This is a genomic window from Bradyrhizobium sp. 164, assembly GCF_023073715.1.
GTDB lineage: Bacteria > Pseudomonadota > Alphaproteobacteria > Rhizobiales > Xanthobacteraceae > Bradyrhizobium.
Map to the genome: position 1 here is coordinate 18,836 of NZ_JADPKA010000050.1, position 21,502 is coordinate 40,337.

Annotated in this window: 19 protein-coding genes and 1 pseudogene; 13 read left to right on the top strand and 7 right to left on the bottom strand. The window is 63.7% G+C overall.

The features are described 5' to 3' along the window. Window positions 1-5 precede the first annotated feature (5 nt). From IVB01_RS17375 to IVB01_RS17385, 3 genes are all read right to left on the bottom strand, one after another. Window positions 6-710 carry a cytochrome c oxidase subunit 3 gene (locus IVB01_RS17375; protein ID WP_247276811.1) on the bottom strand — a complete coding sequence of 235 codons (705 nt, stop codon included), beginning with the start codon at window positions 708-710 and terminating at the stop codon, window positions 6-8. After that, a complete protein-coding gene (locus IVB01_RS17380) occupies window positions 707-2,485 on the bottom strand; it encodes a cbb3-type cytochrome c oxidase subunit I (RefSeq protein WP_247276812.1) in 1,779 nt (592 codons plus the stop codon). Before IVB01_RS17380 ends, IVB01_RS17375 begins: the two co-directional genes overlap by 4 nt. A 76-nt stretch (window positions 2,486-2,561) precedes the next feature. Next, complete coding sequence (locus IVB01_RS17385) at window positions 2,562-3,395, bottom strand: cytochrome c oxidase subunit II (RefSeq protein WP_247276813.1); 834 nt, start codon at window positions 3,393-3,395, stop codon at window positions 2,562-2,564. 541 nt (window positions 3,396-3,936) lie between these two features. Between IVB01_RS17385 and IVB01_RS17390 the strand changes: the two genes are divergently transcribed. Beyond that, a complete protein-coding gene (locus IVB01_RS17390; protein ID WP_247276814.1) occupies window positions 3,937-4,842 on the top strand; it encodes a DUF2189 domain-containing protein in 906 nt (301 codons plus the stop codon). Window positions 4,843-4,899: 57 nt separating this feature from the next. Here the strand turns inward: IVB01_RS17390 and IVB01_RS17395 are convergent, their stop codons facing one another. Together IVB01_RS17395 and IVB01_RS17400 are read right to left on the bottom strand one after the other, a co-directional pair. Next, entirely contained in the window at window positions 4,900-6,087 is a 1,188-nt protein-coding gene (locus IVB01_RS17395; protein WP_247418495.1) for a DUF2865 domain-containing protein, read from the bottom strand. A 147-nt stretch (window positions 6,088-6,234) separates the two neighbouring features. Next, window positions 6,235-6,540 (bottom strand): hypothetical protein, encoded by a 306-nt coding sequence (locus IVB01_RS17400; protein WP_247418496.1) that lies wholly within the window; start codon window positions 6,538-6,540, stop codon window positions 6,235-6,237. Window positions 6,541-6,828: 288 nt separating this feature from the next. Between IVB01_RS17400 and cysS the strand changes: the two genes are divergently transcribed. The 4 genes from cysS to IVB01_RS17420 all read left to right on the top strand — a co-directional run bounded on the left by cysS (window position 6,829) and on the right by IVB01_RS17420 (window position 10,902). After that, on the top strand, window positions 6,829-8,211 hold the full coding sequence (gene cysS / locus IVB01_RS17405) for a cysteine--tRNA ligase (protein ID WP_247276816.1): 1,383 nt from the start codon (window positions 6,829-6,831) through the stop codon (window positions 8,209-8,211). A gap of 115 nt (window positions 8,212-8,326) precedes the next feature. After that, the gene (locus IVB01_RS17410) at window positions 8,327-8,818 is read left to right on the top strand and encodes a GNAT family N-acetyltransferase (protein WP_247276817.1); all 492 of its coding nucleotides are present in this window, start codon (window positions 8,327-8,329) and stop codon (window positions 8,816-8,818) included. Next, complete coding sequence (gene cimA / locus IVB01_RS17415; RefSeq protein WP_247494706.1) at window positions 8,815-10,413, top strand: citramalate synthase; 1,599 nt, start codon at window positions 8,815-8,817, stop codon at window positions 10,411-10,413. The genes IVB01_RS17410 and cimA overlap by 4 nt, the downstream gene beginning before the upstream one ends. Before the next feature lie 111 nt (window positions 10,414-10,524). Beyond that, window positions 10,525-10,902, top strand: a complete 378-nt coding sequence (locus IVB01_RS17420) for a VOC family protein (protein WP_247276819.1) — start codon at window positions 10,525-10,527, stop codon at window positions 10,900-10,902. 3 nt (window positions 10,903-10,905) lie between these two features. Here the strand turns inward: IVB01_RS17420 and IVB01_RS17425 are convergent, their stop codons facing one another. Next, window positions 10,906-11,511, bottom strand: a complete 606-nt coding sequence (locus tag IVB01_RS17425) for a TIGR00730 family Rossman fold protein (protein ID WP_247276820.1) — start codon at window positions 11,509-11,511, stop codon at window positions 10,906-10,908. A gap of 201 nt (window positions 11,512-11,712) precedes the next feature. Here IVB01_RS17425 and IVB01_RS17430 point away from each other — a divergent pair, with 201 nt between their 5' ends. The 4 genes and pseudogenes from IVB01_RS17430 to IVB01_RS17445 all read left to right on the top strand — a co-directional run bounded on the left by IVB01_RS17430 (window position 11,713) and on the right by IVB01_RS17445 (window position 16,271). Further along, a complete protein-coding gene (locus IVB01_RS17430) occupies window positions 11,713-13,671 on the top strand; it encodes an ABC transporter ATP-binding protein/permease (protein WP_247276821.1) in 1,959 nt (652 codons plus the stop codon). Between the two features lie 72 nt (window positions 13,672-13,743). Further along, window positions 13,744-14,457 (top strand): annotated as a pseudogene (locus tag IVB01_RS17435) (phosphatidylserine decarboxylase); the annotation flags it as partial. Window positions 14,458-14,544: 87 nt separating this feature from the next. Then, entirely contained in the window at window positions 14,545-15,429 is an 885-nt protein-coding gene (locus IVB01_RS17440) for a phosphatidylcholine/phosphatidylserine synthase (protein ID WP_247276823.1), read from the top strand. Window positions 15,430-15,551: 122 nt separating this feature from the next. Then, complete coding sequence (locus tag IVB01_RS17445; RefSeq protein ID WP_247494707.1) at window positions 15,552-16,271, top strand: RraA family protein; 720 nt, start codon at window positions 15,552-15,554, stop codon at window positions 16,269-16,271. A 17-nt stretch (window positions 16,272-16,288) separates the two neighbouring features. Here IVB01_RS17445 and IVB01_RS17450 read toward each other — a convergent pair whose 3' ends face one another. Then, on the bottom strand, window positions 16,289-16,582 hold the full coding sequence (locus IVB01_RS17450; protein WP_247276825.1) for a hypothetical protein: 294 nt from the start codon (window positions 16,580-16,582) through the stop codon (window positions 16,289-16,291). Window positions 16,583-16,682: 100 nt separating this feature from the next. On the opposite strand from IVB01_RS17450, the gene IVB01_RS17455 reads away from it, so the two are divergent. The 4 genes from IVB01_RS17455 to IVB01_RS17470 all read left to right on the top strand — a co-directional run bounded on the left by IVB01_RS17455 (window position 16,683) and on the right by IVB01_RS17470 (window position 21,403). Beyond that, window positions 16,683-17,507 carry an SDR family NAD(P)-dependent oxidoreductase gene (locus IVB01_RS17455; protein ID WP_247276826.1) on the top strand — a complete coding sequence of 275 codons (825 nt, stop codon included), beginning with the start codon at window positions 16,683-16,685 and terminating at the stop codon, window positions 17,505-17,507. Between the two features lie 198 nt (window positions 17,508-17,705). Then, window positions 17,706-18,479, top strand: coding sequence for a MotA/TolQ/ExbB proton channel family protein (locus tag IVB01_RS17460; RefSeq protein ID WP_172788099.1), 774 nt, complete (start codon window positions 17,706-17,708; stop codon window positions 18,477-18,479). A 23-nt stretch (window positions 18,480-18,502) separates the two neighbouring features. Beyond that, entirely contained in the window at window positions 18,503-19,333 is an 831-nt protein-coding gene (locus IVB01_RS17465; protein ID WP_247276827.1) for a flagellar motor protein MotB, read from the top strand. A gap of 171 nt (window positions 19,334-19,504) precedes the next feature. Beyond that, window positions 19,505-21,403 (top strand): potassium transporter Kup, encoded by a 1,899-nt coding sequence (locus IVB01_RS17470; protein WP_247276828.1) that lies wholly within the window; start codon window positions 19,505-19,507, stop codon window positions 21,401-21,403. Window positions 21,404-21,502: the final 99 nt, after the last annotated feature.

Sequence of the window (21,502 nt, forward strand, 5' to 3'; positions counted from 1 at the left end):
TCTCTCTAGCTCAGCAATTGGCGGCAGATGTTGACGAAATCGTCGGTCCAGCCCGTGAGAAGACCGAGCAGGACAAGCCAGACCAGCAGCAGGAAGTGCCAGTAGATGGCGCACAGCTCCACGCTCAAGCGCATGTTGGCGATCTCGGTGCCGCGCCACATCTTGGCTGAGGTTCGGCCCAAGGCCACCAGACCGCCTGTCAGATGGAGCCCGTGCACTGCGGTCAACAGGTAGAAGAAAGAATTCGCCGGATTGGACGCCACGAGATATCCGGCAGCCCCCAGCCGTTGCCAGGCCAGGAGCTGCCCGGCGAGGAAGATCACGGCAGACGCTCCGCCGGCGAGCAGACCGATCATGGCGCCTTCAGCATCGTGTCGGCGCGCGGCCACGTACGACCATTGCAGCGCGACGCTGCTCAGGACCAGGACTCCTGTGTTGACCCACAGCAGTCGCGGTATCGGCAGCGGCCGCCAGTCCACCACGCTCATGCGCATCGAGTAGGCGCTGATGAAGAGGACGAATAATGCGCTCGCGACGGCGAGAAACACGCCAAGTCCGACCTTCGCTGCCGGCCAGGTCATGGTATCGCCGCCCGGGAAGTTACCGACCGGGCCTTCCTCCAGCCATGGCTTGGCCGTCAGCCGCTGCTGCGATAGCCACCAACCGGCGATCACCGCAAGCACAGCCAGGAAGAGGATGACGGCGCTCACGAAGCAGCTCCCTGAATGAGCTGCGTCGCGCGCGGCGGCTGGTTCTGCGGAATGAAGTCCTCTGCGGCGCCGGGCACGCTGTAGTCATAGGCCCAGCGGTACACGACCGGGAGCTCCTTGCCCCAGTTGCCGTGCCCTGGAGGGGTCTCCGGCGTCTGCCACTCTAGCGTCGTCGCCCGCCACGGATTGCCGCCTGAGGCCTCACCTTTGAACAAGCTCCAGGCAAGATTAAACAGGAACACCATCTGGCTGAAGCCGACGGTCAAGGCCACCACGGAGATGAAGGCGTTGAGTGAATGGGCCGAGGATGGGATGAATGTCGCATCGCCGAGTTCGAAATACCGCCGCGGAACCCCGAGCAGTCCAAGATAGTGCATGGGGAAAAAGATCAGGTACGCGCCGAGGAAGGTGACCCAGAAGTGAAACTTGCCCAAGGCCTCGTTCAGCATCCGTCCCGTGACCTTGGGGTACCAATGATAGATCGCGCCGAGCACGACCATGATCGGCGCCACGCCCATCACCATGTGGAAATGCGCGACCACGAACATGGTGTCCGAGAGGGGCACGTCCACGACGACGTTGCCGAGGAAGAGGCCGGTGAGCCCGCCGTTCACGAAGGTGATGATGAAGCCGAGGGCGAACAGCATCGGCACCGTGAGATGGATGTCGCCGCGCCACAGGGTCAGCACCCAGTTGTAGACCTTGATCGCGGTGGGGATTGCGATGATGAGCGTTGTGGTGGCGAAGAAGTACCCGAATTGCGGGAACATGCCGCTCACATACATGTGGTGCGCCCATACGATGAAGCTGAGCGCGCCGATGGCCACGATCGCCCAGACCATCATACGGTAACCAAAGATGTTCTTGCGCGCATGCGTGCTGATCAGATCGGAGACGATGCCGAAGGCGGGCAGGGCGACGATGTAGACTTCGGGATGGCCGAAGAACCAGAACAGGTGCTGGAAGAGCAGCGGGCTGCCGCCACCATATTTCGACAGCGTGCCCATCTCGACGAGCGAAGGCATGAAGAAGCTGGTTCCGAGCAGGCGGTCGAGCAGCAGCATGACCGAGGCAACGAACAGGGCAGGGAATGCCAGCAACGCCATGACGGTCGCCGTGAAAATGCCCCACACCGTCAGGGGCAAGCGCATCAACGTCATGCCGCGGGTGCGGGCCTGGAGTACCGTTACCACATAATTCAGTCCGCCCATGGTGAAGCCGATGATGAACAGGATCAGGGACGACATCATGAGAATGATGCCCCAATCCTGCCCGGGCGTTCCGGAGAGGATTGCTTGCGGCGGGTATAACGTCCAGCCGGCGCCGGTGGGGCCGCCGGGCACGAAGAATGTCGAGGCCAGCACCAGGACTGCGAGCAGGTAGACCCAGTAGCTCAGCATGTTCACATAAGGGAAGACCATGTCCCGCGCGCCGACCATTAGCGGGATCAGGTAGTTGCCGAAGCCGCCCAAGAACAGCGCGGTGAGCAGATAGATCACCATGATCATGCCGTGCATGGTGATGAACTGAAGGTATTGGTTGGCATCGATGAAAGAGAAGGTGCCGGGGAATCCCAATTGCAGCCGCATCAGCCACGATAGCACCAGGGCCACCAGCCCGATCGCCGTGGCCGTCAGCGAATACTGAATAGCGATCACCTTGGCGTCCTGCGAGAAGACATATCGTGTCCACCAGCTCCTCGGATGATAGAGCTCGACATCAGGTACTTCGGCAGGCGGGATGCCGGGGATCCCTTCATATGGAATATCGACCACAGAAACCTCCTCGGTCGTTTCCATCGGGGGAGGCGTTGGCCTCATGCACCCGATCTATCTTTGCGGCGGCAGCTTGCTAGTTGCCTCCGGATTGGAACGTCGCCTTCACGACGGCCTTCGCCGGCGACAATTCTGCAAACGTTTTTTGTTGCTCCAGCCAAGCGTGATATTCACGCTCTTCGTCGACGATGACCTTGGCCCGCATCTGATAGTGAGCAGCGCCACAAAGCTCCGCACAGAGAACATCGAACGTTCCGGTTCGGATTGGCGTTATCCAGAAATAGGTCACCATGCCTGGAACCATGTCCATCTTGGCCCGGAATTCGGGCACGTAGAAATCGTGCAGGACATCAACCGAGCGGAGCAGAACCTTGACCGGCTTTCCCACTTGAAGGTGCAGGTCGCCGTTCTCGATCACGACGTCGTCCTGCGCGTGTTGGTCGTCATGATTGAGCCCCATCGGATTGTCGGAGGCGATGTTGCGGACGTCGGATGTGCCCAATTGCCCATCCTTGCCCGGAAGGCGGAAGCTCCATTGCCATTGCTGCCCCATGACCTCGACCTCGGTGGCATCCGCAGGCACCGTCACGAACTGGTGCCAGACCACGAGGCCAGGCGCCAGCATGGCCGCGACGCCGACGCCGGTTCCGACGCTCAGCCACCATTCGAGCCTTTTGTTTTCCGGATTGTAATCGGCCCGTCTTCCCTCTTTGTGGTGAAAGCGGAAGACGCAGTAGGCCATGAAGGCGATGACCGCGACGAATACAAAGCCCGTGATCCAGAACGTGATGTTGATGGTGTGGTCGATATAGGCCCAGTTAGTGGCGATCGGCGTCCACCACCACGGGCTGTAGAGGTGAAACAGCACGGAGCCAATCGCGACCAGCAGCAATATCAGTGCGACAGCCATCCTGATCCATCCTTGCCATTGAAGGCTACGGATACGAATCCAGGGCGGAGCTCATGTCGGTTGCGATGGCTGGCCTTTCTCGTTGGCGTTCATGCCATCTCCGGCCTCTTGCTTCGCCCATTCCACTGGTCGCGAAATCAAAGGAACGCTCGCGACCATCAATCTCATCGGAGCTTAGGGCGTCTGTGTCTAAAATGATCCCAGCCTAAGCCGGCGTCAATAGAGCATATTTTCGTGTCGACGCGGCGTGGGCGTTGCCGTCGTCGGGCACGACCAAGCATCAGGGCATCAGGTGCGCTCAGCGTCCGGGGTGATGCAACGCACAATCAGCCGCACAATTCACCCAACCGTGAGTGCAGCCGTGCCCCGCGCGCGCTAAGCTTGTGAGGCAGGTCGCGGCGGGTTCCGTCCGGCCAGGCTCGTTCGCTGAACCTGGGTTGCCGTACCCGACCCATCGCGTTTCCTGCTTATCCGGCGGACACGCGTGGCTGGAAAGCGCGTGTCATCGAAACCGCGATTTTCAGCACGGGAGGGTCCGTTCATGGCCACTCTGTACTCCCACGACATCAGGCGGCACGTATTCGGCGAAGCGGCCTCCTATCCCATTCGCAAGATCAGCTTGTCCGACCTGTCCGAGGCCCTGCGCCTGGGTTGGGGGGATTTCCAGGCAATGCCGAGTCACGCGATCATCGTGTGCGTGATTTATCCCGTTCTCGGTCTCGTCCTGTTCAGGATGGTGCTCGGCTATTCGGTGCTGCCGCTACTGTTTCCGCTGGCCGCCGGCTTTGCCTTGGTCGGGCCTTTTGCCGCCATCGGTCTCTACGAGCTCAGCCGTCGTCGCGAGCGCGGCGAGGAGGTCGATGCATGGGATGCGTTCAAGGTGCTGCGCGCACCCTCGTTCGGCGCCATGGTAGAACTCGGCGTGCTCCTGCTGGTCCTGTTCGGGGCCTGGATCGGTGCCGCGAACGCAATCTATGTCGCGATCTTCGGTCACGCGGCGGCCGCAAGCATTCCCGACTTCGCAACGCGCGTGCTGACGACACCGGAAGGCTGGTCGCTCATCATCGTCGGTTGCGGCGTCGGCTTCCTGTTTGCGGTTGTCGCGCTGTGCGTCAGCGTCGTGTCATTCCCGTTGATGCTCGACCGGCATGCGACTGCGATCGACGCGATCCGCACGTCGCTCCGAGTGGTGGCGGCGAATCCGATTGCGATGGCCGGATGGGGCCTCATTGTGGCAGCGCTGCTCGTGATCGGCTCGCTGCCGCTCTTCGTCGGCCTTGCTGTCGTTCTGCCGGTGCTCGGTCATGCCACCTGGCACCTCTACCGGCGGGTGGTCGAGCCGAATCCGAACCCACCGGACGCACCGCCCCCGCCCCGGAAGGGAAGGCGCTACGCAGCAGACTTTCCGGCCAATCTCTTCCCCTGGAGCCGCGAGGGAGAGCCGTAACGGCCGAAACGGCCGCGCCGGCGGCCGCCTGCGCGGAGCATGACAGAAAGTAACGGCCTACTTCTGCTGCTGCGGCAGGAAGGTCGGGCCGACTGAACGGATCGGCTTATTCTCGGAGTTAGCGGTGGTGCCGGTATCCGCCGGCGACGTCGTGGCCGGCGTATTGGCCGTCGTCGGCGCCGAAGCTGCGCCCTTCTTGGCATTCGCAGGCGTGCCCTTGTTGAGCCGCTGCTGCTGCATCTTCCTGGCGCTCTCTTCGGTGACGATGATGTCGCCCTGCTGCTCGACTGCGGCCTTGTCGTCCGCCGATTTCAACGCGTCCGCCCAGGTCTGGCCTGCGGCCTTGCAGGAGCAGGATGGGTTGAACTCGCTGCGGAACTTGAACGCTGTCGGCAGCGCCGTGTAGGGCTGGCCGCCGATCGAGACCGCCGAGTTCATGTCTTCGCCGGGATTGCGATGGGTGTAGAGCACGGCCTCCGCGGCCGGGCACAGCGCCTTGCAGGTTTTCTCGTCGTCGGGGAAGCGCGCCGGCACGGTCGCAAACGAGATCGGAAAATAGGCGCCGTCGCAGGTGCGCACGCACACGGTGCGAAAGGTGGCGGATTGCGGGCCGAGATCGGCGGGCGGAACGGCTTGCGGATTGCCCGCGTTATTGCCGCCAAACAGATTGCTGAGGAAGTTGCCGCCGCCTTGCGACTGCGCCGCGTTGGCATATTGCGGGCCGCAATTGTTCTGCGCCAGCGCCGCCAGCACCGAACGGCGCTGATTGTCGCGCTCGGGGCTGAAGCCGCCGGGGCCACCGCCGCGCAGGCGCTCGAGATTGCCAGTGATCTGATCCAGATTGGCGCGCATCTGCTGGATCTGGGTGTTGACCGGGCCGCATTGCGCGGATTGGCCGCTGAACAGCGAGAAGAAGCCGGAGGAATCGCAGCCCATGCGCTTGGCCTGCATGGTGACGCGATCGAGCTCGGCCTGCTGACGGGTCTGGGAATCCTGGTAGCGGCGGATCTGCTCTTCGCGCGCGGGGTCACCACCGCCGCCGCGGTCGAGTGCGGCGAGCTGGCCTTCCAGCCGCACGCACATCGGATTAGGGCCGAGCCCGTTCTGGGCGGGCTGAGGCGGCGGTCCCGGAGGGCCGACCTGCGCGAAAGCGCCGGTGGCGAGCACGACCGTGCTCAAGAGCACGGTGCAGACAAGGAGGAAGCGGGCACGGGGCAGGGACAACAATTCAGGCATATCCGCCATTCTAGCGAGGTCACGGCCCAATGTGACTTGGGAAGCCGAAGTGACTTGAGGGCCGAAGCGCGCCCTCCCATAGCCGCTTCCTGCGGCATCGTCACGTCGTTTCAGGGGCCAAAGATTGGGCCTAAGGTCCGCCAGTTCCGAGGGAATTCAGCGCTGGCAGGTGATTGCGACATATTCGTCGCAACGGCCATGGGAGCAGTTTGCGCCGGATTTGGGGACGGAGCCGGTAATTTCGTCGGGATCGACCCGGCGATAGGCCGAGGCCTGGGCAAAATCCCGTGACTGGCAATAGGTGCGCGCGACGGAGGCGCCGCATCTCTCGCCCTTGGCCAGGCACTGGTCAACTCCATAGCCGTCCGCCTGGTTGGCAATGATGAAGACGCGCGTCTCGGCGTAAGCGCTGGCTGCCGCAAGGGTGGAGGCGCACAAAATCAGGACGAGCAAGGATCGCATGAAAATACCCGTGAAAAAATGGAACCGCCAGTTCCAGAATGGGCTCAAGTGGTTAAGGATCACGAACCAGCAGGGCGAGCCGCGTGCTTTGCGGAGATAAAGCGGCGCTTTCGCGGCTCTCTTGACGCGGAGCCGCCTCATAGCCCATATGTGGCCGCATGAACGGTCTCCTCGCCATTTGCGCCATTTGCCGCGAGATTACGAGCTAGCGATTCGCTGGCTGGAGCCGTCTTTTCTCAAAAACATTGAGAGCCTTGGACGCCCGGCCAACAGCCGACGGGTATCCATATGGAATTGCGCCTCTACGATACGCTGAGCCGGGAAAAGCGGACCTTTGTACCGCTCGATGCCAACATCGTGCGCATGTATGTCTGCGGACCGACCGTCTATGACTTCGCCCATATTGGCAATGCGCGGCCGGTGATCGTGTTCGACGTGCTGTTTCGGCTGCTGCGCCATCTCTATGGCGAGGCGCATGTCAAATATGTCCGCAACATCACGGACGTCGACGACAAGATCAACGACCGCGCCGCGCGGGATTTTCCCGGCCTGCCGCTGAACGAGGCGATCCGCAAGGTCACGGAGGAGACGGGCCGGCAGTTTCATGCCGACGTCGATGCGCTGGGCGCGCTTCGACCGAGCGTCGAGCCGCGCGCGACCGAGCATGTCGGCGAGATGCGCGAGATCATCGAAAAACTCGTCGCCGGCGGCTTTGCCTATGTCGCTGAGGATCATGTGCTGTTCTCGCCGCAGGCAATGAACGCGGCCAATGCCGGCCTGCCGCGCTACGGCGCGCTATCCAATCGCTCGCTGGACGAGATGGTCGCCGGCGCCCGCGTCGATGTCGCGCCCTACAAGAAGGGCAACACCGACTTCGTGCTGTGGAAGCCATCAAAGCCGGGCGAGCCGTCATGGCCATCGCCGGCGGGCATCGCCGCGCAGGGACGCCCGGGCTGGCACATCGAGTGCTCGGCAATGGCCTGGAAGCATCTCGGCGAGCATTTCGACATCCATGGCGGCGGTATCGATCTCGTGTTTCCGCATCACGAGAACGAGATCGCGCAGACCTGCTGCGCCTTCCACCAGCAGCGCATGGCGAACTACTGGATGCACAACGGCTTCCTGCAGGTCGAGAGTGAGAAGATGTCGAAGAGCCTCGGCAACTTCATCACCATCCATGAGCTGCTTGCGGATTGGCCGGGTGAGGTGCTGCGTCTGAACATGCTGAAGACGCATTACCGCTCGCCGATCGACTGGACCATGAAATCGCTGGAGGAGAGCGCCAAGACGCTCGACGACTGGTATCGCGTTGCGGCCGACGTCGAATCCGGCAGGCCGGCAGCATCCGTGGTCGAGCCGCTGCTGGACGACCTCAACACGTCCCTTGCGATCGCGGCGCTGCACGGCTTGCGCGGCAGCGACGTGAACGGCTTGGCGGGATCGTTGCGGCTGCTCGGTTTTCTCTCCGAGAGCGCTGCGCAATGGGAAAGCCGCAAGCAGCAGGCGAGCGGCATCGATGCGAAGGAAGTCGAACGCCTGATCGCGGAACGGACGGCCGCCCGTCGTCGTAAGGACTTTGGGGAGTCCGATCGCATCCGCGATCTGCTCGCCGCGATGGGCGTTGCGATCAAGGACTCCAAGGAAGGCACGACCTGGGAGATTGCGCGATGAAGCGGCCCGACACGCCTTTTCCGCGGCACTGGCTCTACTACATCGCGCTGAAGATCGCACTGCTCGGCGCGGCCGTGGCGATCGTGCTGAAACTCTATGGGATGTGGTGAAGACCATGGGACAGACTTTGCCAAAGCCCGCACTCAGGCCGTTCCTGCCGGCCGACGTGCCGGTGCTCGCCGCGATCTTCACCGCCAGCATCGAGGAGCTGACCGGCGACGATTATAGCGAGGCGCAGCAGCAGGCCTGGATGGAGACGGCGGAAAGCGAAGAGTTCGGCAAGCGGCTCGCCGCCGACCTGACCCTGGTCGCGACGCTGGAAGGCTCGCCCATCGGTTTCGCCTCGCTGCGCGGCAACGATCATATCCGCATGCTCTATGTGCATCCCGGAGTGAGCGGGCAGGGCGTTGCGACCATGCTGGTCGATGCGCTGGAGAAGCTTGCCGGCGGCCGCGGTGCGACGAGCCTCTCGGTCGACGCCAGCGACACCGCACAGGGCTTCTTCGCCAAGCGCGGCTACACCGCCCAGCAGCGCAACAGCGTCACCGTCAATGATGAGTGGCTCGCCAACACGACCATGAAGAAGACGCTTGGAGCGCCGCAATGAGCAAGGAGCGTCTCTATCTGTTCGACACCACGCTGCGCGACGGCGCGCAGACCAACGGCGTCGATTTCACGCTGGCCGACAAGCAAGTCATCGCGGCGATGCTCGATGATCTCGGCATCGACTATATCGAGGGCGGCTATCCCGGCGCCAATCCGCTCGATAGCGAATTTTTTGCGACCAAGCCCAAGCTTAATCATGCGCGCTTTATCGCCTTCGGCATGACGCGGCGGGCCGGGCGCTCGGTCTCCAACGACCCTGGTGTCGCCGGGTTGCTGGAAGCAAAGGCCGACGCGATCTGCTTCGTGGCGAAGTCATCGGCCTATCAGGTGCGCGTTGCGCTGGAGACGACGAAGGAGGAAAACCTCGCCTCGATTCGCGACAGCGTCGCGGCTGCGAATGCCGCCGGCCGCGAGGTAATGCTCGACTGCGAGCACTTCTTCGACGGCTACAAGGAAGAGGCGGCGTTCGCGCTCGCCTGCGCCAAGGCCGCCTATGAGGCCGGCGCGCGCTGGGTGGTGCTGTGCGACACCAATGGCGGAACCATGCCTGACGAGGTCGAGGACATCGTCACCGAAGTGACGAAGCACATCCCCGGCGATCACGTCGGCATCCATGCCCATAACGACACCGAGCAGGCGGTGGCCAACTCGCTCGCTGCGGTGCGTGCCGGCGCACGGCAGATCCAGGGCACGCTGAACGGCCTTGGCGAGCGCTGCGGCAACGCCAATCTCTGCTCGCTGATCCCGACGCTGAGGTTAAAGAAGGGCTTTGCCGACGCCTTCGAGATCGGCGTCACGGCCGAGAAGCTGGCAACGCTGGTCAAGGTCTCGCGCACGCTCGACGACATGCTCAATCGCGTGCCGAACCGGCATGCGGCCTATGTCGGCGAGAGCGCCTTTGTCACCAAGACGGGCATTCATGCCTCCGCCGTGCTGAAGGATCCACAGACCTACGAGCACGTCCTGCCGGAACTGGTCGGCAACCACCGCAAGGTGCTGGTCTCCGACCAGGCCGGACGCTCCAACGTCATTGCCGAGCTCGATCGCGCCGGCATTCCTTACGAGAAGAGCGATCCGAAGCTGACGCGCCTCGTCGAGGAATTGAAGGCGCGCGAGGCGGCGGGCTACGCCTACGAATCCGCAAACGCCTCGTTCGAGCTCCTGGCGCGCCGGACGCTCGGGAAGGTGCCGCACTATTTCGAGGTCGAGCAGTTCGACGTCAATGTCGAGCAGCGCTACAATTCGCATGGCGAGCGCGTCACCGTCGCTTTGGCCGTGGTCAAGGTCGACGTCGCCGGCGAGCGCCTGATTTCAGCCGCCGAGGGTAACGGTCCCGTCAACGCGCTCGACGTCGCCTTGCGAAAGGATCTCGGCAAGTACCAGACCTACATCGAGGGCTTGAAACTAATCGACTATCGCGTGCGTATCCTGAACGGCGGCACCGGTGCGGTCACGCGCGTCCTGATCGAGAGCGAGGACGAGAACGGCGACAGTTGGACCACGGTCGGGGTGTCTCCGAACATCATCGACGCTTCGTTCCAGGCGCTGATGGATTCGGTGATCTACAAGCTGGTGAAGTCGGGGGCGCCGGCGTAGCTATCAGGGAGTCATTCCGGGGCGGTCCGCAGGGCCGAACCCGGAATCTCGAGATTCCGGGTTCACGCTTCGCGTGCCCCGGAACGACAGCGGAGAGGGGGAGCGCGACCAATGATCGATCACATCTCCGTCGGCGTCAGCGATCTCGATCGCGCCGCAAAATTCTACGAGGCCGCGCTCTCCGCGCTCGGCCTCACGCGCCTCGTGACGCGACCGCGGACGGTCGGCTTCGGCAAGGCCTATCCAGAGTTCTGGATCAACTTGCGCGAGGGCATGCCGCACGTCCCGCCGGAGAGCGGCGTGCACATCTGCCTGCGGGCGAAGACGACTGATGAGGTCGATGCGTTTCACGCCGCCGCGCTGTCCGCCGGCGGTGCCTCCGATGGCGCGCCCGGCCTCCGCCCCCACGATCGCGTGCGCTATTATGCGGCGTTCGTCAGCGATCCCGACGGCAATCGCATCGAGGCGGTGACGTTTCCGAGCGCGTAATCCTTACAGCCGGCGTGCCACTTCCGGAGCCATCTGCTTTTCCGCCTCGGCGACCTGGGCGGCGGCTGCCTTCAGCTTCGGTAAAATATCCTCGACGCGATCGGCCTTGAGGATGTCGATCGACAGGCCGGCGCGGATGAACTCGGTCTGGCGCATATGCGACAAGAGCGAGAACAGCGGCTCCCAGAAATTGTCGATGTTGGCGAGCAGCACCGGCTTGGCGTGACGGCCGAGCTGCTTCCAGGTCATCTGCTCGACCAGCTCCTCCAGCGTGCCGACGCCGCCCGGCAGCGCCACGAAGGCATCGGAGCGTTCGAACATCAGCCGCTTGCGCTCGTGCATGTCGGGGGTGACGATCATCTCCTGCACCCGCGTCAGCGCGTTCTCGCGCAGCCGCAGGAAGTCGGGGATGATGCCGGTGACGGTGCCGCCGTGATCCAGCACGGAGGTCGCGACCGCGCCCATCAGGCCAAGCGAGCCGCCGCCATAGACCAGGCGGATGTTGTTCTCGGCGAGCGCCTTGCCGAATGCCTTGGCACCTTCGGTAAAGTTGGGATTGGTTCCGGGGCCGGAGCCGCAATAGACACAGACGGTTTTGATTGTGCTCATTGGTGCCATGATGCATTGCAGCGAAGAGGCGTCAAGCCAAATCCGTGATTCGGTACTCCCGGAAATCTACCGGCAAATAGCGACAAACAATCGAAGATTCGCCATCTGGCGGGGTGCGCTGGCATCGGGAAGGCTCTATATGACGGGCGAAAATCGCAAATCGTAACGCCGCCCGCATCCGGCGGGCTTTCAGGCTTTTTGATGGACCAACCTCAATCGTTCGACGGCGCCGACGTTCCTGATCCTCCCGCGGGGCAAGGGCTGGAGCGGGCCACGCTGATGGGCACGCTGGCGCATCTGTGGCCCTATATCTGGCCGGGCGACCGCTTCGACCTGAAGATGCGGGTGGTCTGGTCGCTGGTGCTGCTGCTCGCCGCAAAGCTGATCACGCTCGCGGTGCCGTTCAGCTTCAAATGGGCGACGGACGCGCTGACCGGCGCCAACACGGCGCCGGTGCAGGCGGACAATTGGCAGCTCTGGGTTATCGCCCCGCCGCTGCTGCTGACCGCGAGCTACGGCGCGATGCGCATCCTGATGGCCGTGCTGACGCAATGGCGCGACGGCATCTTCGCCCGCGTCGCCATGCATGCAGTGCGCAAGCTTGCGACCATCACCTTCATTCACATGCACGAGTTGTCGCTGCGCTTCCACCTCGAGCGCAAGACCGGCGGTCTGACGCGGGTGCTCGAGCGCGGCCGCGAGGGCATCGAGGTCATCGTGCGCATGGTGATCCTGCAGCTGATCCCGACCATCGTCGAGGTCTCGCTGCTGATGGCCGTGCTGCTCTGGCAGTTCGATTGGCGCTACGTGGTCGCCACTCTGATCACGGTCACGCTCTACATGTATTACACCTACATCGCGACCGAGTGGCGGATCGGCATTCGCCGCAAGATGAATGATTCCGACACCGAGGCGAACACCAAGGCAATCGACTCGCTGCTCAACTACGAGACCGTCAAATATTTCAGCGCGGAGGCGCGCGAGGCCCAGCGCTATGACAGATCGGTGGCGCGTTACGAGGAGGCGAGCGTCCGCACGTATACTTCGCTCGCGGTGCTCAATACCGGCCAGGCCGTGATCTTCACGCTCGGCCTGACCGCGACCATGCTGATGTGTGCGATCGGCGTGCGCAACGGCACCAACACGGTGGGCGATTTCGTGCTGGTCAACGCCATGATGATCCAGCTCTACCAGCCCCTGAACTTCATGGGCATGGTCTATCGTGAGATCAAGCAGGCGATCATCGACATCGAGAAGATGTTTGGTGTGCTGGGCCGCGAGGCCGAGATCAAGGACGCGCCCGATGCGCAGCCGCTGGTCGTCTCCGCCGGCACCGTGCGCTTCGAGGACGTGCGCTTTGCCTATGAGCCGACGCGGCCGATCCTGAAGGGCATCAGCTTCGAGGTGCCGGCCGGCAAGACGGTCGCGATCGTCGGCCCCTCGGGTGCGGGCAAATCGACGATCTCGCGGCTGCTATTCCGTCTCTATGACGTCTCCGGCGGAAAGATCTTGATCGACGGCCAGGATCTTCGCGACGTCACGCAGGCCTCGCTGCGCGCGTCCATCGGCATGGTGCCGCAGGACACCGTGCTGTTCAACGACACCATCCGCTACAACATCCGCTACGGCCGATGGGACGCCAGCGATGTCGAGGTCGAGGAGGCGGCGCGGCTGGCACAGATCGACCATTTCATCCGCTTGGCGCCGATGGGCTACGAGACCCAGGTCGGCGAGCGTGGCTTGAAGCTCTCCGGCGGCGAGAAACAGCGCGTCGCGATCGCGCGCACCGTCTTGAAGGCGCCGCCGATCCTGGTGCTCGACGAGGCCACCTCGGCGCTCGACACCCACACCGAGCACGAGATCCAGGGCGCGCTTGACCGCGTGGCCAAGAACCGCACTTCGCTGGTGATCGCGCACCGGCTCTCGACCATCGTCGGCGCCGACGAGATCATCGTGCTGGATCAGGGCCGTATCGCCGAGCGCGGCACCCACGCAAAGCTGCTCGCGCAGGGCGGCCTCTATGCCAGCATGTGGAACAGGCAGCGCGAGGCCGAGGCAGCGCGGGAGAAACTGGCCAAGATGGCCGACAGTAGCGAGGCACCCAACCGGGAGCCGCCGCCGGTCAATGATTCCCTGACGGCGCCTGCGGCGGCGGAGTGACCTTGTCTCGGGTGCCAACTCTGGCCTAAACAACTCCACCGCGCGGGACGGCCCCGTGCGCCGTCAACCCTTCAGCGGCAGAGAGCGATGTCCATTCTCGATTCGATCCAGCGTCAGATCCCGCCGATCCACAAGGAGGGCTATCCCTTCATCGGCGGTTTCGCGCTGGCAAGCCTGATCCTATTCTGGCTGTGGTCCCCTCTGGGGTGGATCGGCACGATCCTGACTGTGTGGTGCGCGCTGTTCTTCCGCGATCCCGTCAGGGTCACGCCGGTGCGCGAGGGGCTCGTGGTGTCGCCGGCTGACGGCCGCGTCTCGATGATCACCATGGCGCTCCCTCCGGCCGAGCTCGGGCTCGGCGACCGGCCGTTGCCGCGCATCTCGGTGTTCATGAGCGTGTTCAACTGCCACGTGAACCGCAGCCCGATCGCGGGCAGGGTGGACCGCATCGCCTACCGGCCCGGCCTGTTCATCAATGCCGAGCTCGACAAGGCGAGCGAGGACAATGAGCGAAACTCGCTGGTGATCACGACGCCCACGGCGCGGATCGGCGTGATCCAGATTGCCGGCCTCGTGGCCAAGCGCATCGTCTGCTTCGTCAAGGAAGGGCAGGCGATTGGCGCCGGTGAGCGCTTCGGTCTTATCCGCTTCGGCTCGCGGCTCGACGTCTATCTGCCGGTCGGTACCAAAGCGCTGGTATGGGAAGGGCAGACCGCGATCGCTGGCGAGACGATTTTGGCCGATCTTGCCGGGGACGACGCCAGCCGCACCTATCGCACCAATTAACCAATAAGTCGTTCCAGGAAGCCGTTCCGCCGCAATGGCGGAGGGGAGCGCGGCTTGCTATATCTCGCCTTGAGGTGAGGACGAGCCATGACGCCCTACGATTTCAAAGATCCTGACGCGCGCCGGCGGCGGTTCCGTCCGATTCCGGTGCGGATGCTGGTGCCCAACGTCATCACGCTGCTGGCGATCTGCGCCGGCCTGACCTCGATCCGGCTGTCGATCGAGGGGCGGATGTCGCTCGCGGTCTATGCCATCGTGTTCGCGGCCGCGCTCGACGGCATCGACGGCCGCATCGCGCGCATGATCAAAGGCCAGTCCAAGTTCGGCGCCGAGCTCGATAGCCTCGCCGATTTCGTCAATTTTGGCGTTGCGCCCGGCCTGATGCTGTATTTCTGGCAATTGCACGAGCTCGGCAATGCCGGCTGGATCGCCGCGATGGTGTTCGCGATCTCGGGCGGTCTGCGCCTTGCCCGCTTCAACGCCACGATGGATGATCCGAACAAGCCGGCGTTTGCGGCCAATTTCTTCACCGGCGTGCCGGCGCCGGCCGGCGCCATCACCGTGCTGCTGCCGATCTATGTCGCGTTCCTCGATCTCGGACGCTGGCCCGCGGCGGTAACGGCAGGCTACACGCTCTTGATCGCCTTCCTGATGGTGTCGCGCCTGCCAGTGTTCTCCGGCAAGACCAAGCGCATGCGCGTGCCGCCCGAGCTGGTGCTGCCGGCGTTCGTCGCCGTCATCGTCTTCATCGCGCTGTTGATCGCCTATCCCTGGCACGTGCTGTCGATCGGCACGGTGCTCTATCTGCTCTGCCTGCCGCTCGGCTACAAATCCTACCGCGATCACGCGCGGGCGATGGAAACCACCGCGCCGGCGGGAGGTGAGGTCGCGTCACCGCCTTCGGCGCCGACGCTGGCGAATTTGTCCGAGCCGCCGCACGACGACGACGACCGGCCCGGACGGCTGCACTAAGCGGCCACACGCGGATATCTGCCATGAGTCCCGCTGAGTTGGGTTGATGCCTGATCTCGGCTATATCGCCCTGTGACGGCGGCACCGCGCCAACAGCGGCCGCCAATTTGGGAGAGAACGCCGTGACCAATTCCGCGACCGGGCCGCTGCCCGCTTCCGTCCTCGAAGCGCTGGGCCGCTATGATACGCCGACGATCTGCAATGCCATGGAGATCGTGGCGCCCGAGCGCCGGCTGATCGGCTACACCACCAAGCAGCTTGTTTGTCCGTTCCCCGATCTGCCGCCGATCGTCGGTTATGCCCGCACGGTCATGATCCGCTCGGTGCTGAAATCCTCGCTTCCTGCTGAGGAGCAGTCCAAGCGCCGCATCGACTATTACGAATATGTCGGCACCGGCCACGGTCCGCGCATCTCGGTGATCCAGGACATCGATGGCCCCGACGTTGGCTATGGCGCGTTCTGGGGCGAGGTGCAGAGCAACGTGCACAAGGCGCTGGGCTGTCTCGGCGTCATCACCGACGGCTCGATCCGCGACATCCCGCAATGGGCCCCGGGCTTCCAGGCCTTGGCAGGCTCGATCGGGCCGTCGCATGCCTGGGTGCATGCGGAGAGCTTTGGCGGCGAGGTGCGTGTCGCCGGCATGACCGTTAAGTCGGACGACCTGATCGATGCCGACCAGCACGGCGCCATCGTGATCCCGATCGACGTCGCGGCAAAGCTGCCCGAGGCAGCCGAGCTCTGCGGCCGCCGCGAGACCCCGATCCTCGAGATCGCCCGCAGTCCCAACTTTTCGCTGGAGAAGCTGAAGGCGGCGCTGAAGCGCTCGGCGGAGATTCACTAGACGCGCGGCGGAGCGGCCTACGGTCGGGGCACCGACCGTGGGCCGCCTTGTTCCGTCAGAAACAGGGCAGCCTGATCCGGCTCGCCGAACACCGCGGCGGCGCATCCGATCAGGGTGAAGCCGCCCGCAAGGTCCCACAAGGTGATGTCGTCCGCATTGTCCGGGAGATGGATCAACCGCGCCGCGATCACGGCGAAGGCGGCCTCGACAAAAAGCAGGGCGCTGAACGCTGGCAGCACCAGCTCCGGCTCGAGCAGATGGAGCGCCAGTACCGCCGGCAGCGCAGTGAGAAGACTGAACAACGTCAACATGGCAAATGGGCTCCTGCGATGGAGCATGCCGCATAGCTACAGAGTACCGCATGATGGCGCGTCACGGATGTGACGCAGGGCCGCAGTTGGAGGAAGCGCAATGAGGATGAAGGGCAAGACGGTTCTGATCACCGGCTCGACCGACGGCGTCGGCCGCTACGTTGCAGGCCGCCTGGCCAAAGAAGGTGCGAGGGTCCTGATCCATGGCCGCGACGCGGCGCGTGCGAAGACCTTGAGCGACGAGATCGTGGAGGCCGGCGGTATCGCGCCGACTTTCTACCAGGCCGACCTGTCATCGATGTCGGGCACGCGTGCGCTCGCGGAGGCCGTGAAACGTGACCACCAGCGCCTCGACGTCCTGGTCAGCAATGCCGGCATCGGCTCGCAGAATGACGGCCCGCAGCGGCAGGTCAGTGCCGAGGGTCACGAGCTGCGATTTGCCGTGAACTATCTCGCCGGTTTCCTGCTCGTCCATCTGTTGCTGCCATTGCTGAAGGCGGCTGCGCCGTCGCGCATCGTCAACGTCGCCTCGCTCGGCCAGCACCCGATCGAGTTCGACGACGTCATGATCACCAGGGGCTACAGCGGTTCGCGCGCCTATGCGCAGAGCAAGCTCGCTCAGATCATGTTCACGATCGATCTGGCGCAGGAATTAAAGGGCACCGGCATCACCGTGAACGCGCTGCATCCCGCGACCTACATGAACACCACGATGGTGCGCGCCGGCGGGATCACTCCGATGTCGACGGTCGAGCAAGGCGGTGCAGCCATCCTCCACCTCGTCGAGGGCGACGACGTCGCTGATCGAAGCGGATTGTTCTTCAACGGTATGAACGAGGCACGCGCAAATCCGCAGGCCTACGATGCCGACGCGCGCAAGCGCCTGCGTGCGCTCAGCCTGGAGCTGACGGGGTTATCGTCCTAGCGACCGTTATGGTTAGCGAAGTGTTGAGATTCCCGCCGCCCACCAGGAATCGCAGCGCCTGCGGCGCGCCGTACCTCGCTGTCCAGACTTAACCTTTACGCGGCTTTAAGGGCGGCGCTCTAGGGTTCCGATGCGGTTCGGGGTTGGGCCGCGCCAGCGGCCAGGACGGCCGTTGTCGTGTACGCATTGGAGTCTCCCATGGATATCATGACGAGCGTCGGGCTCATTGCGGGCACCATCGTCATCGTTGCGATGATCTTCATGGGCGGCGATCTCCACATGTTCATCTCCGAACATGCGATGATCATCATTTTCGGCGGCTCGATCTCCGCCACCATGATCCGCTTTCCTCTCAGCGCGCTCCTGCATGGCCTTCCGCTCGGCGCCAAGTTCGCTTTCACCATGAGCCGCCTGTCGGCCCACGACCTCGTCGACGAACTCGCCCGCATCGCCGAGATCGCCCGCAAGCAGGGCCCGGTCGGCCTGGAAAAGGTCGAGACCGACGAACCCTTCCTCGCCAAGGGCATCCGCTACGTTGCCGACGGTTACGACCTCGACTTCATCCGCGACAATCTCGAGCGCGACCGTGACAACTTCCTGATGCACCTCGACGAGGGCAGCAAGATCTACCGTGCCATCGGCGATTGCGCCCCTGCCTTCGGCATGATCGGTACCCTGATCGGCATGGTGCAGATGTTCGCCAACATGACCGACCCTTCCAAGCTCGGCCCGTTCATGGCGACCGCGTTGCTCGCGACCCTCTACGGCGCGCTCGTCGCGAACCTGTTCTGTTTGCCGATCGCCGACAAACTTCACGGCAAGCTGCTGGATGAGGAGACCAATCGCACCCTGATCATCGACGGCATCCTGATGATCCGCGACTCCAAGAGCCCGACCTTGGTGCGTGAAATGCTGCTGGCCTATCTGCCGGAGAAGCACCGTCACGCCGACGGCGAGCCGGTGCCGGCCTGATCGCGCGCGCCGGGATCTAGACCATGGCCAAGAAGAAACGCGGCGATGCGCACGGCGGCGGTCACGGCTGGTTCGTGACCTTCGCCGACCTGATGGGCCTGATGATGAGCTTCTTCGTGATGCTCGTCGCGTTCTCGACCCAGGACGCCAACAAGTTGAAGATCGTCGCCGGATCCATGCGCGACGCCTTCGGCGTGCAGAGCGAAGCGCGCTATGCCGGCATCGTCGAGTCCGACGGTCTGCCGACGCGGCCGCGGCTGAAGAACGTCGACCATATCCAGCCCGAGGAAGCTTCCAACACGCCGACGCCCGACCAGGATGATCGCGACCGCACCTCGGGGGCGAAGATCAAGGTCGACCGCAATTTCGCGCTCGCCGCGGCCTCGCTGCGCCAGGCGTTGCAGGACATGCCGGAACTGACGGAAATGTCCAAGCACATCATGTTTGAAGAGACCAAGCAGGGCCTCAACCTCGAGATCGTCGACCAGGATGGCCGCTCGATGTTCGCCGACGGCTCCAAGGTGCCTTACGACCGCACCCGCCGCTTGGTCGAGAAGCTCGCGATCCCGCTCAAGGCGACGCCGCTTCGCGTCTCCATCGCCGGCCACACCGCGGCGGGATTTGTGCCGGTCCGCAGCGACTACGGCGCCTTCGACCTGTCGGCCGACCGCGCGAATGCCGTGCGCCAGATCCTCGAACGCGAAGGATTGCCGCCGTCGCACATCTTCGCTGTCTCGGGCAAGGCGGACACCCAGCCGCTGTTTCCGGACGATCCCTCGCTCGCGGCCAATCGGCGGGTGACCATCACCCTGATGCGGGAAGATCCGCCACTGCCGCCGAATCTGAAGCCGTAGGGACTTGCGCTACCATCTTACCTGAGGCATCTCGTCGCGCTGCGGCGAGCGTGACCGCGCCGTCACAGCATCCGGCTCGGCGCCTGCTATGGTGGTGAGCCGGTTGACAGGCCCGCCGGAAGCGTCAAAAGGCGCCGGATCAAATTCAGGGACGAAGCGTTCTCCACCCTCATGACGGCGAGCATCACATCGACCGAGACCCAGGAAGGGCCGGTCACATCAGGTTTTTGGGCCCTTACGCTCGGGAGCATTGGCGTCGTCTTCGGCGATATCGGCACTTCGCCGCTCTATGCCTTCCACGAGGCGGTCAGAGGCGCGGCCCATGGCGAGCCGGTCTCGCGGGTCATCGTGCTCGGCGTGCTCTCGCTGATCCTATGGGCGCTTCTGATCGTCGTCACCGCCAAATACGTCCTGCTGCTGCTGCGCGCCGACAATAACGGGGAGGGCGGGACGCTCTCCCTGATGGCACTCGGCCAGCGTGCGCTCGGGCGGCGGAGCTGGTTCCTGCTCGCGCTCGGCGTGGTTGGCGCCTCCATGTTCATCGGCGATTCCATGATCACACCGGCCATCTCGGTGCTGTCGGCGGTCGAGGGTCTCAAGCTCGCAACCCCTGCGTTCGAGCACTACGTCGTGCCGCTCACGGTGCTCATCCTGGCATTGCTGTTCGCAGTGCAGAGCAAGGGCACCGCGCTGGTCGCCTCGGCGTTCGGGCCGGTGATGGTGGTCTGGTTCACCGTCATCGCGGTGATGGGAGCTGTCCACATCGCCGACGACCCCTCAGTGCTGGCGGCGATTAATCCCTATTACGCGGTGCAGTTCGTGCTGTCGCACGGCACGATCGGCCTTGTCACACTCGGCGCCGTGTTCCTGGCTGTGACCGGGGGCGAGGCGCTCTATGCCGATCTCGGCCATTTCGGGCGCAAGCCGATCCAGTCAGCCTGGATGTTCTTCGTGCTGCCGGCGCTCCTGATCAACTATTTCGGGCAGGGTGCGCTGGTGCTGTCCGATCCCAGCGCGATCGAGCATTCCTTCTATCGCATGGTGCCTGAAAGTCTGGTGCTGCCGCTGGTCGGGCTTGCGACTGTCGCGACCGTGATCGCTAGTCAGGCGGTAATCACGGGCGCCTATTCGCTGGTCTATCAGGCGGTGCAACTCGGCCTGCTCCCTCGCTTCGAGGTGCGCTACACCTCCGAGACCCATGCCGGCCAGATCTATCTGCCGCGCGTCAACCGGCTGCTGCTGATCGGTGTGATGCTGCTGGTGCTGCTGTTCCACACCCCCAGCAATCTGGCTTCGGCCTACGGCATCGCGGTCTCCACCACCATGGTCGCCGACGGCATCATGGGCTTCATTGTCATCTGGAAATTGTGGAACTGGCGCGCTGCCACGGCTGCGGCCGTGATCATGCCCTTCGTCGTCGTCGACCTAAGCTTCTTCAGTGCCAATCTGCTCAAGCTGCTCGAAGGCGCCTGGGTGCCGCTGCTGTTCGGCGTCGCCATGGCGGGGACGATTTGGACCTGGCGGAAAGGCTCGGGGATCCTGATCCAGAAGACGCGCCGGATCGAGGTGCCGCTGGACGATCTGATCCGAAGTCTGGAGAAGCGGCCGCCGCATATCGTCAAGGGCACGGCCGTATTTCTGACCAGCGATCCGTCGTTCGTGCCGACGGCGCTGCTGCACAATCTCAAGCACAACAAGGTGCTGCACGAGCACAACGTGATCCTGACCATCGAGACCGCGCATACGCCGCGGGTCGACCTGTCCGAGCGATTCCGCATGGAAAAGATCAGCGACAAGTTCTTCAAGGTCCGCTTGCGCTTCGGCTTCATGGAGCAGCCGAACGTGCCGAAGGCGCTCGCGATCGCGCGCAAGCAGGGTTGGCAGTTCGACATCATGTCCACGTCGTTCTTCGTGTCGCGACGATCGCTGAAGGCCTCGGCCCAGTCGGGCATGCCGCTGTGGCAAGACCACCTCTTCATCGCGCTGAGCCGGTCGGCCAACGACGCCACTGACTATTTCCAGATTCCCACGGGGCGCGTGGTTGAAGTCGGGACCCAGGTCACCATCTAAATGCAACTGCCGGAGTCATGCAAATTTGCATGCCTAAGGCCCGGAATCGGGCTATGCTATGCCGGTAGCGCAGGACTATAAGCCGCGCGCCCTTCCGCC

Excerpts from the sequence above, each read along its gene's own strand:
- IVB01_RS17400 (WP_247418496.1), bottom strand. The coding sequence starts at position 6,540 with ATGCGATCCTTGCTCGTCCTGATTTTGTGCGCCTCCACCCTTGCGGCA.
- IVB01_RS17420 (WP_247276819.1), top strand. The coding sequence starts at position 10,525 with ATGATCGATCACATCTCCGTCGGCGTCAGCGATCTCGATCGCGCCGCA.
- IVB01_RS17455 (WP_247276826.1), top strand. The coding sequence starts at position 16,683 with ATGAGGATGAAGGGCAAGACGGTTCTGATCACCGGCTCGACCGACGGC.
- IVB01_RS17390 (WP_247276814.1), top strand. The coding sequence starts at position 3,937 with ATGGCCACTCTGTACTCCCACGACATCAGGCGGCACGTATTCGGCGAA.
- IVB01_RS17410 (WP_247276817.1), top strand. The coding sequence starts at position 8,327 with ATGGGACAGACTTTGCCAAAGCCCGCACTCAGGCCGTTCCTGCCGGCC.
- IVB01_RS17425 (WP_247276820.1), bottom strand. The coding sequence starts at position 11,511 with ATGAGCACAATCAAAACCGTCTGTGTCTATTGCGGCTCCGGCCCCGGA.
- IVB01_RS17395 (WP_247418495.1), bottom strand. The coding sequence starts at position 6,087 with ATGGCGGATATGCCTGAATTGTTGTCCCTGCCCCGTGCCCGCTTCCTC.
- IVB01_RS17460 (WP_172788099.1), top strand. The coding sequence starts at position 17,706 with ATGGATATCATGACGAGCGTCGGGCTCATTGCGGGCACCATCGTCATC.
- cimA (WP_247494706.1), top strand. The coding sequence starts at position 8,815 with ATGAGCAAGGAGCGTCTCTATCTGTTCGACACCACGCTGCGCGACGGC.
- IVB01_RS17470 (WP_247276828.1), top strand. The coding sequence starts at position 19,505 with ATGACGGCGAGCATCACATCGACCGAGACCCAGGAAGGGCCGGTCACA.
- IVB01_RS17385 (WP_247276813.1), bottom strand. The coding sequence starts at position 3,395 with ATGGCTGTCGCACTGATATTGCTGCTGGTCGCGATTGGCTCCGTGCTG.
- IVB01_RS17450 (WP_247276825.1), bottom strand. The coding sequence starts at position 16,582 with ATGTTGACGTTGTTCAGTCTTCTCACTGCGCTGCCGGCGGTACTGGCG.
- IVB01_RS17440 (WP_247276823.1), top strand. The coding sequence starts at position 14,545 with ATGACGCCCTACGATTTCAAAGATCCTGACGCGCGCCGGCGGCGGTTC.
- cysS (WP_247276816.1), top strand. The coding sequence starts at position 6,829 with ATGGAATTGCGCCTCTACGATACGCTGAGCCGGGAAAAGCGGACCTTT.
- IVB01_RS17465 (WP_247276827.1), top strand. The coding sequence starts at position 18,503 with ATGGCCAAGAAGAAACGCGGCGATGCGCACGGCGGCGGTCACGGCTGG.
- IVB01_RS17430 (WP_247276821.1), top strand. The coding sequence starts at position 11,713 with ATGGACCAACCTCAATCGTTCGACGGCGCCGACGTTCCTGATCCTCCC.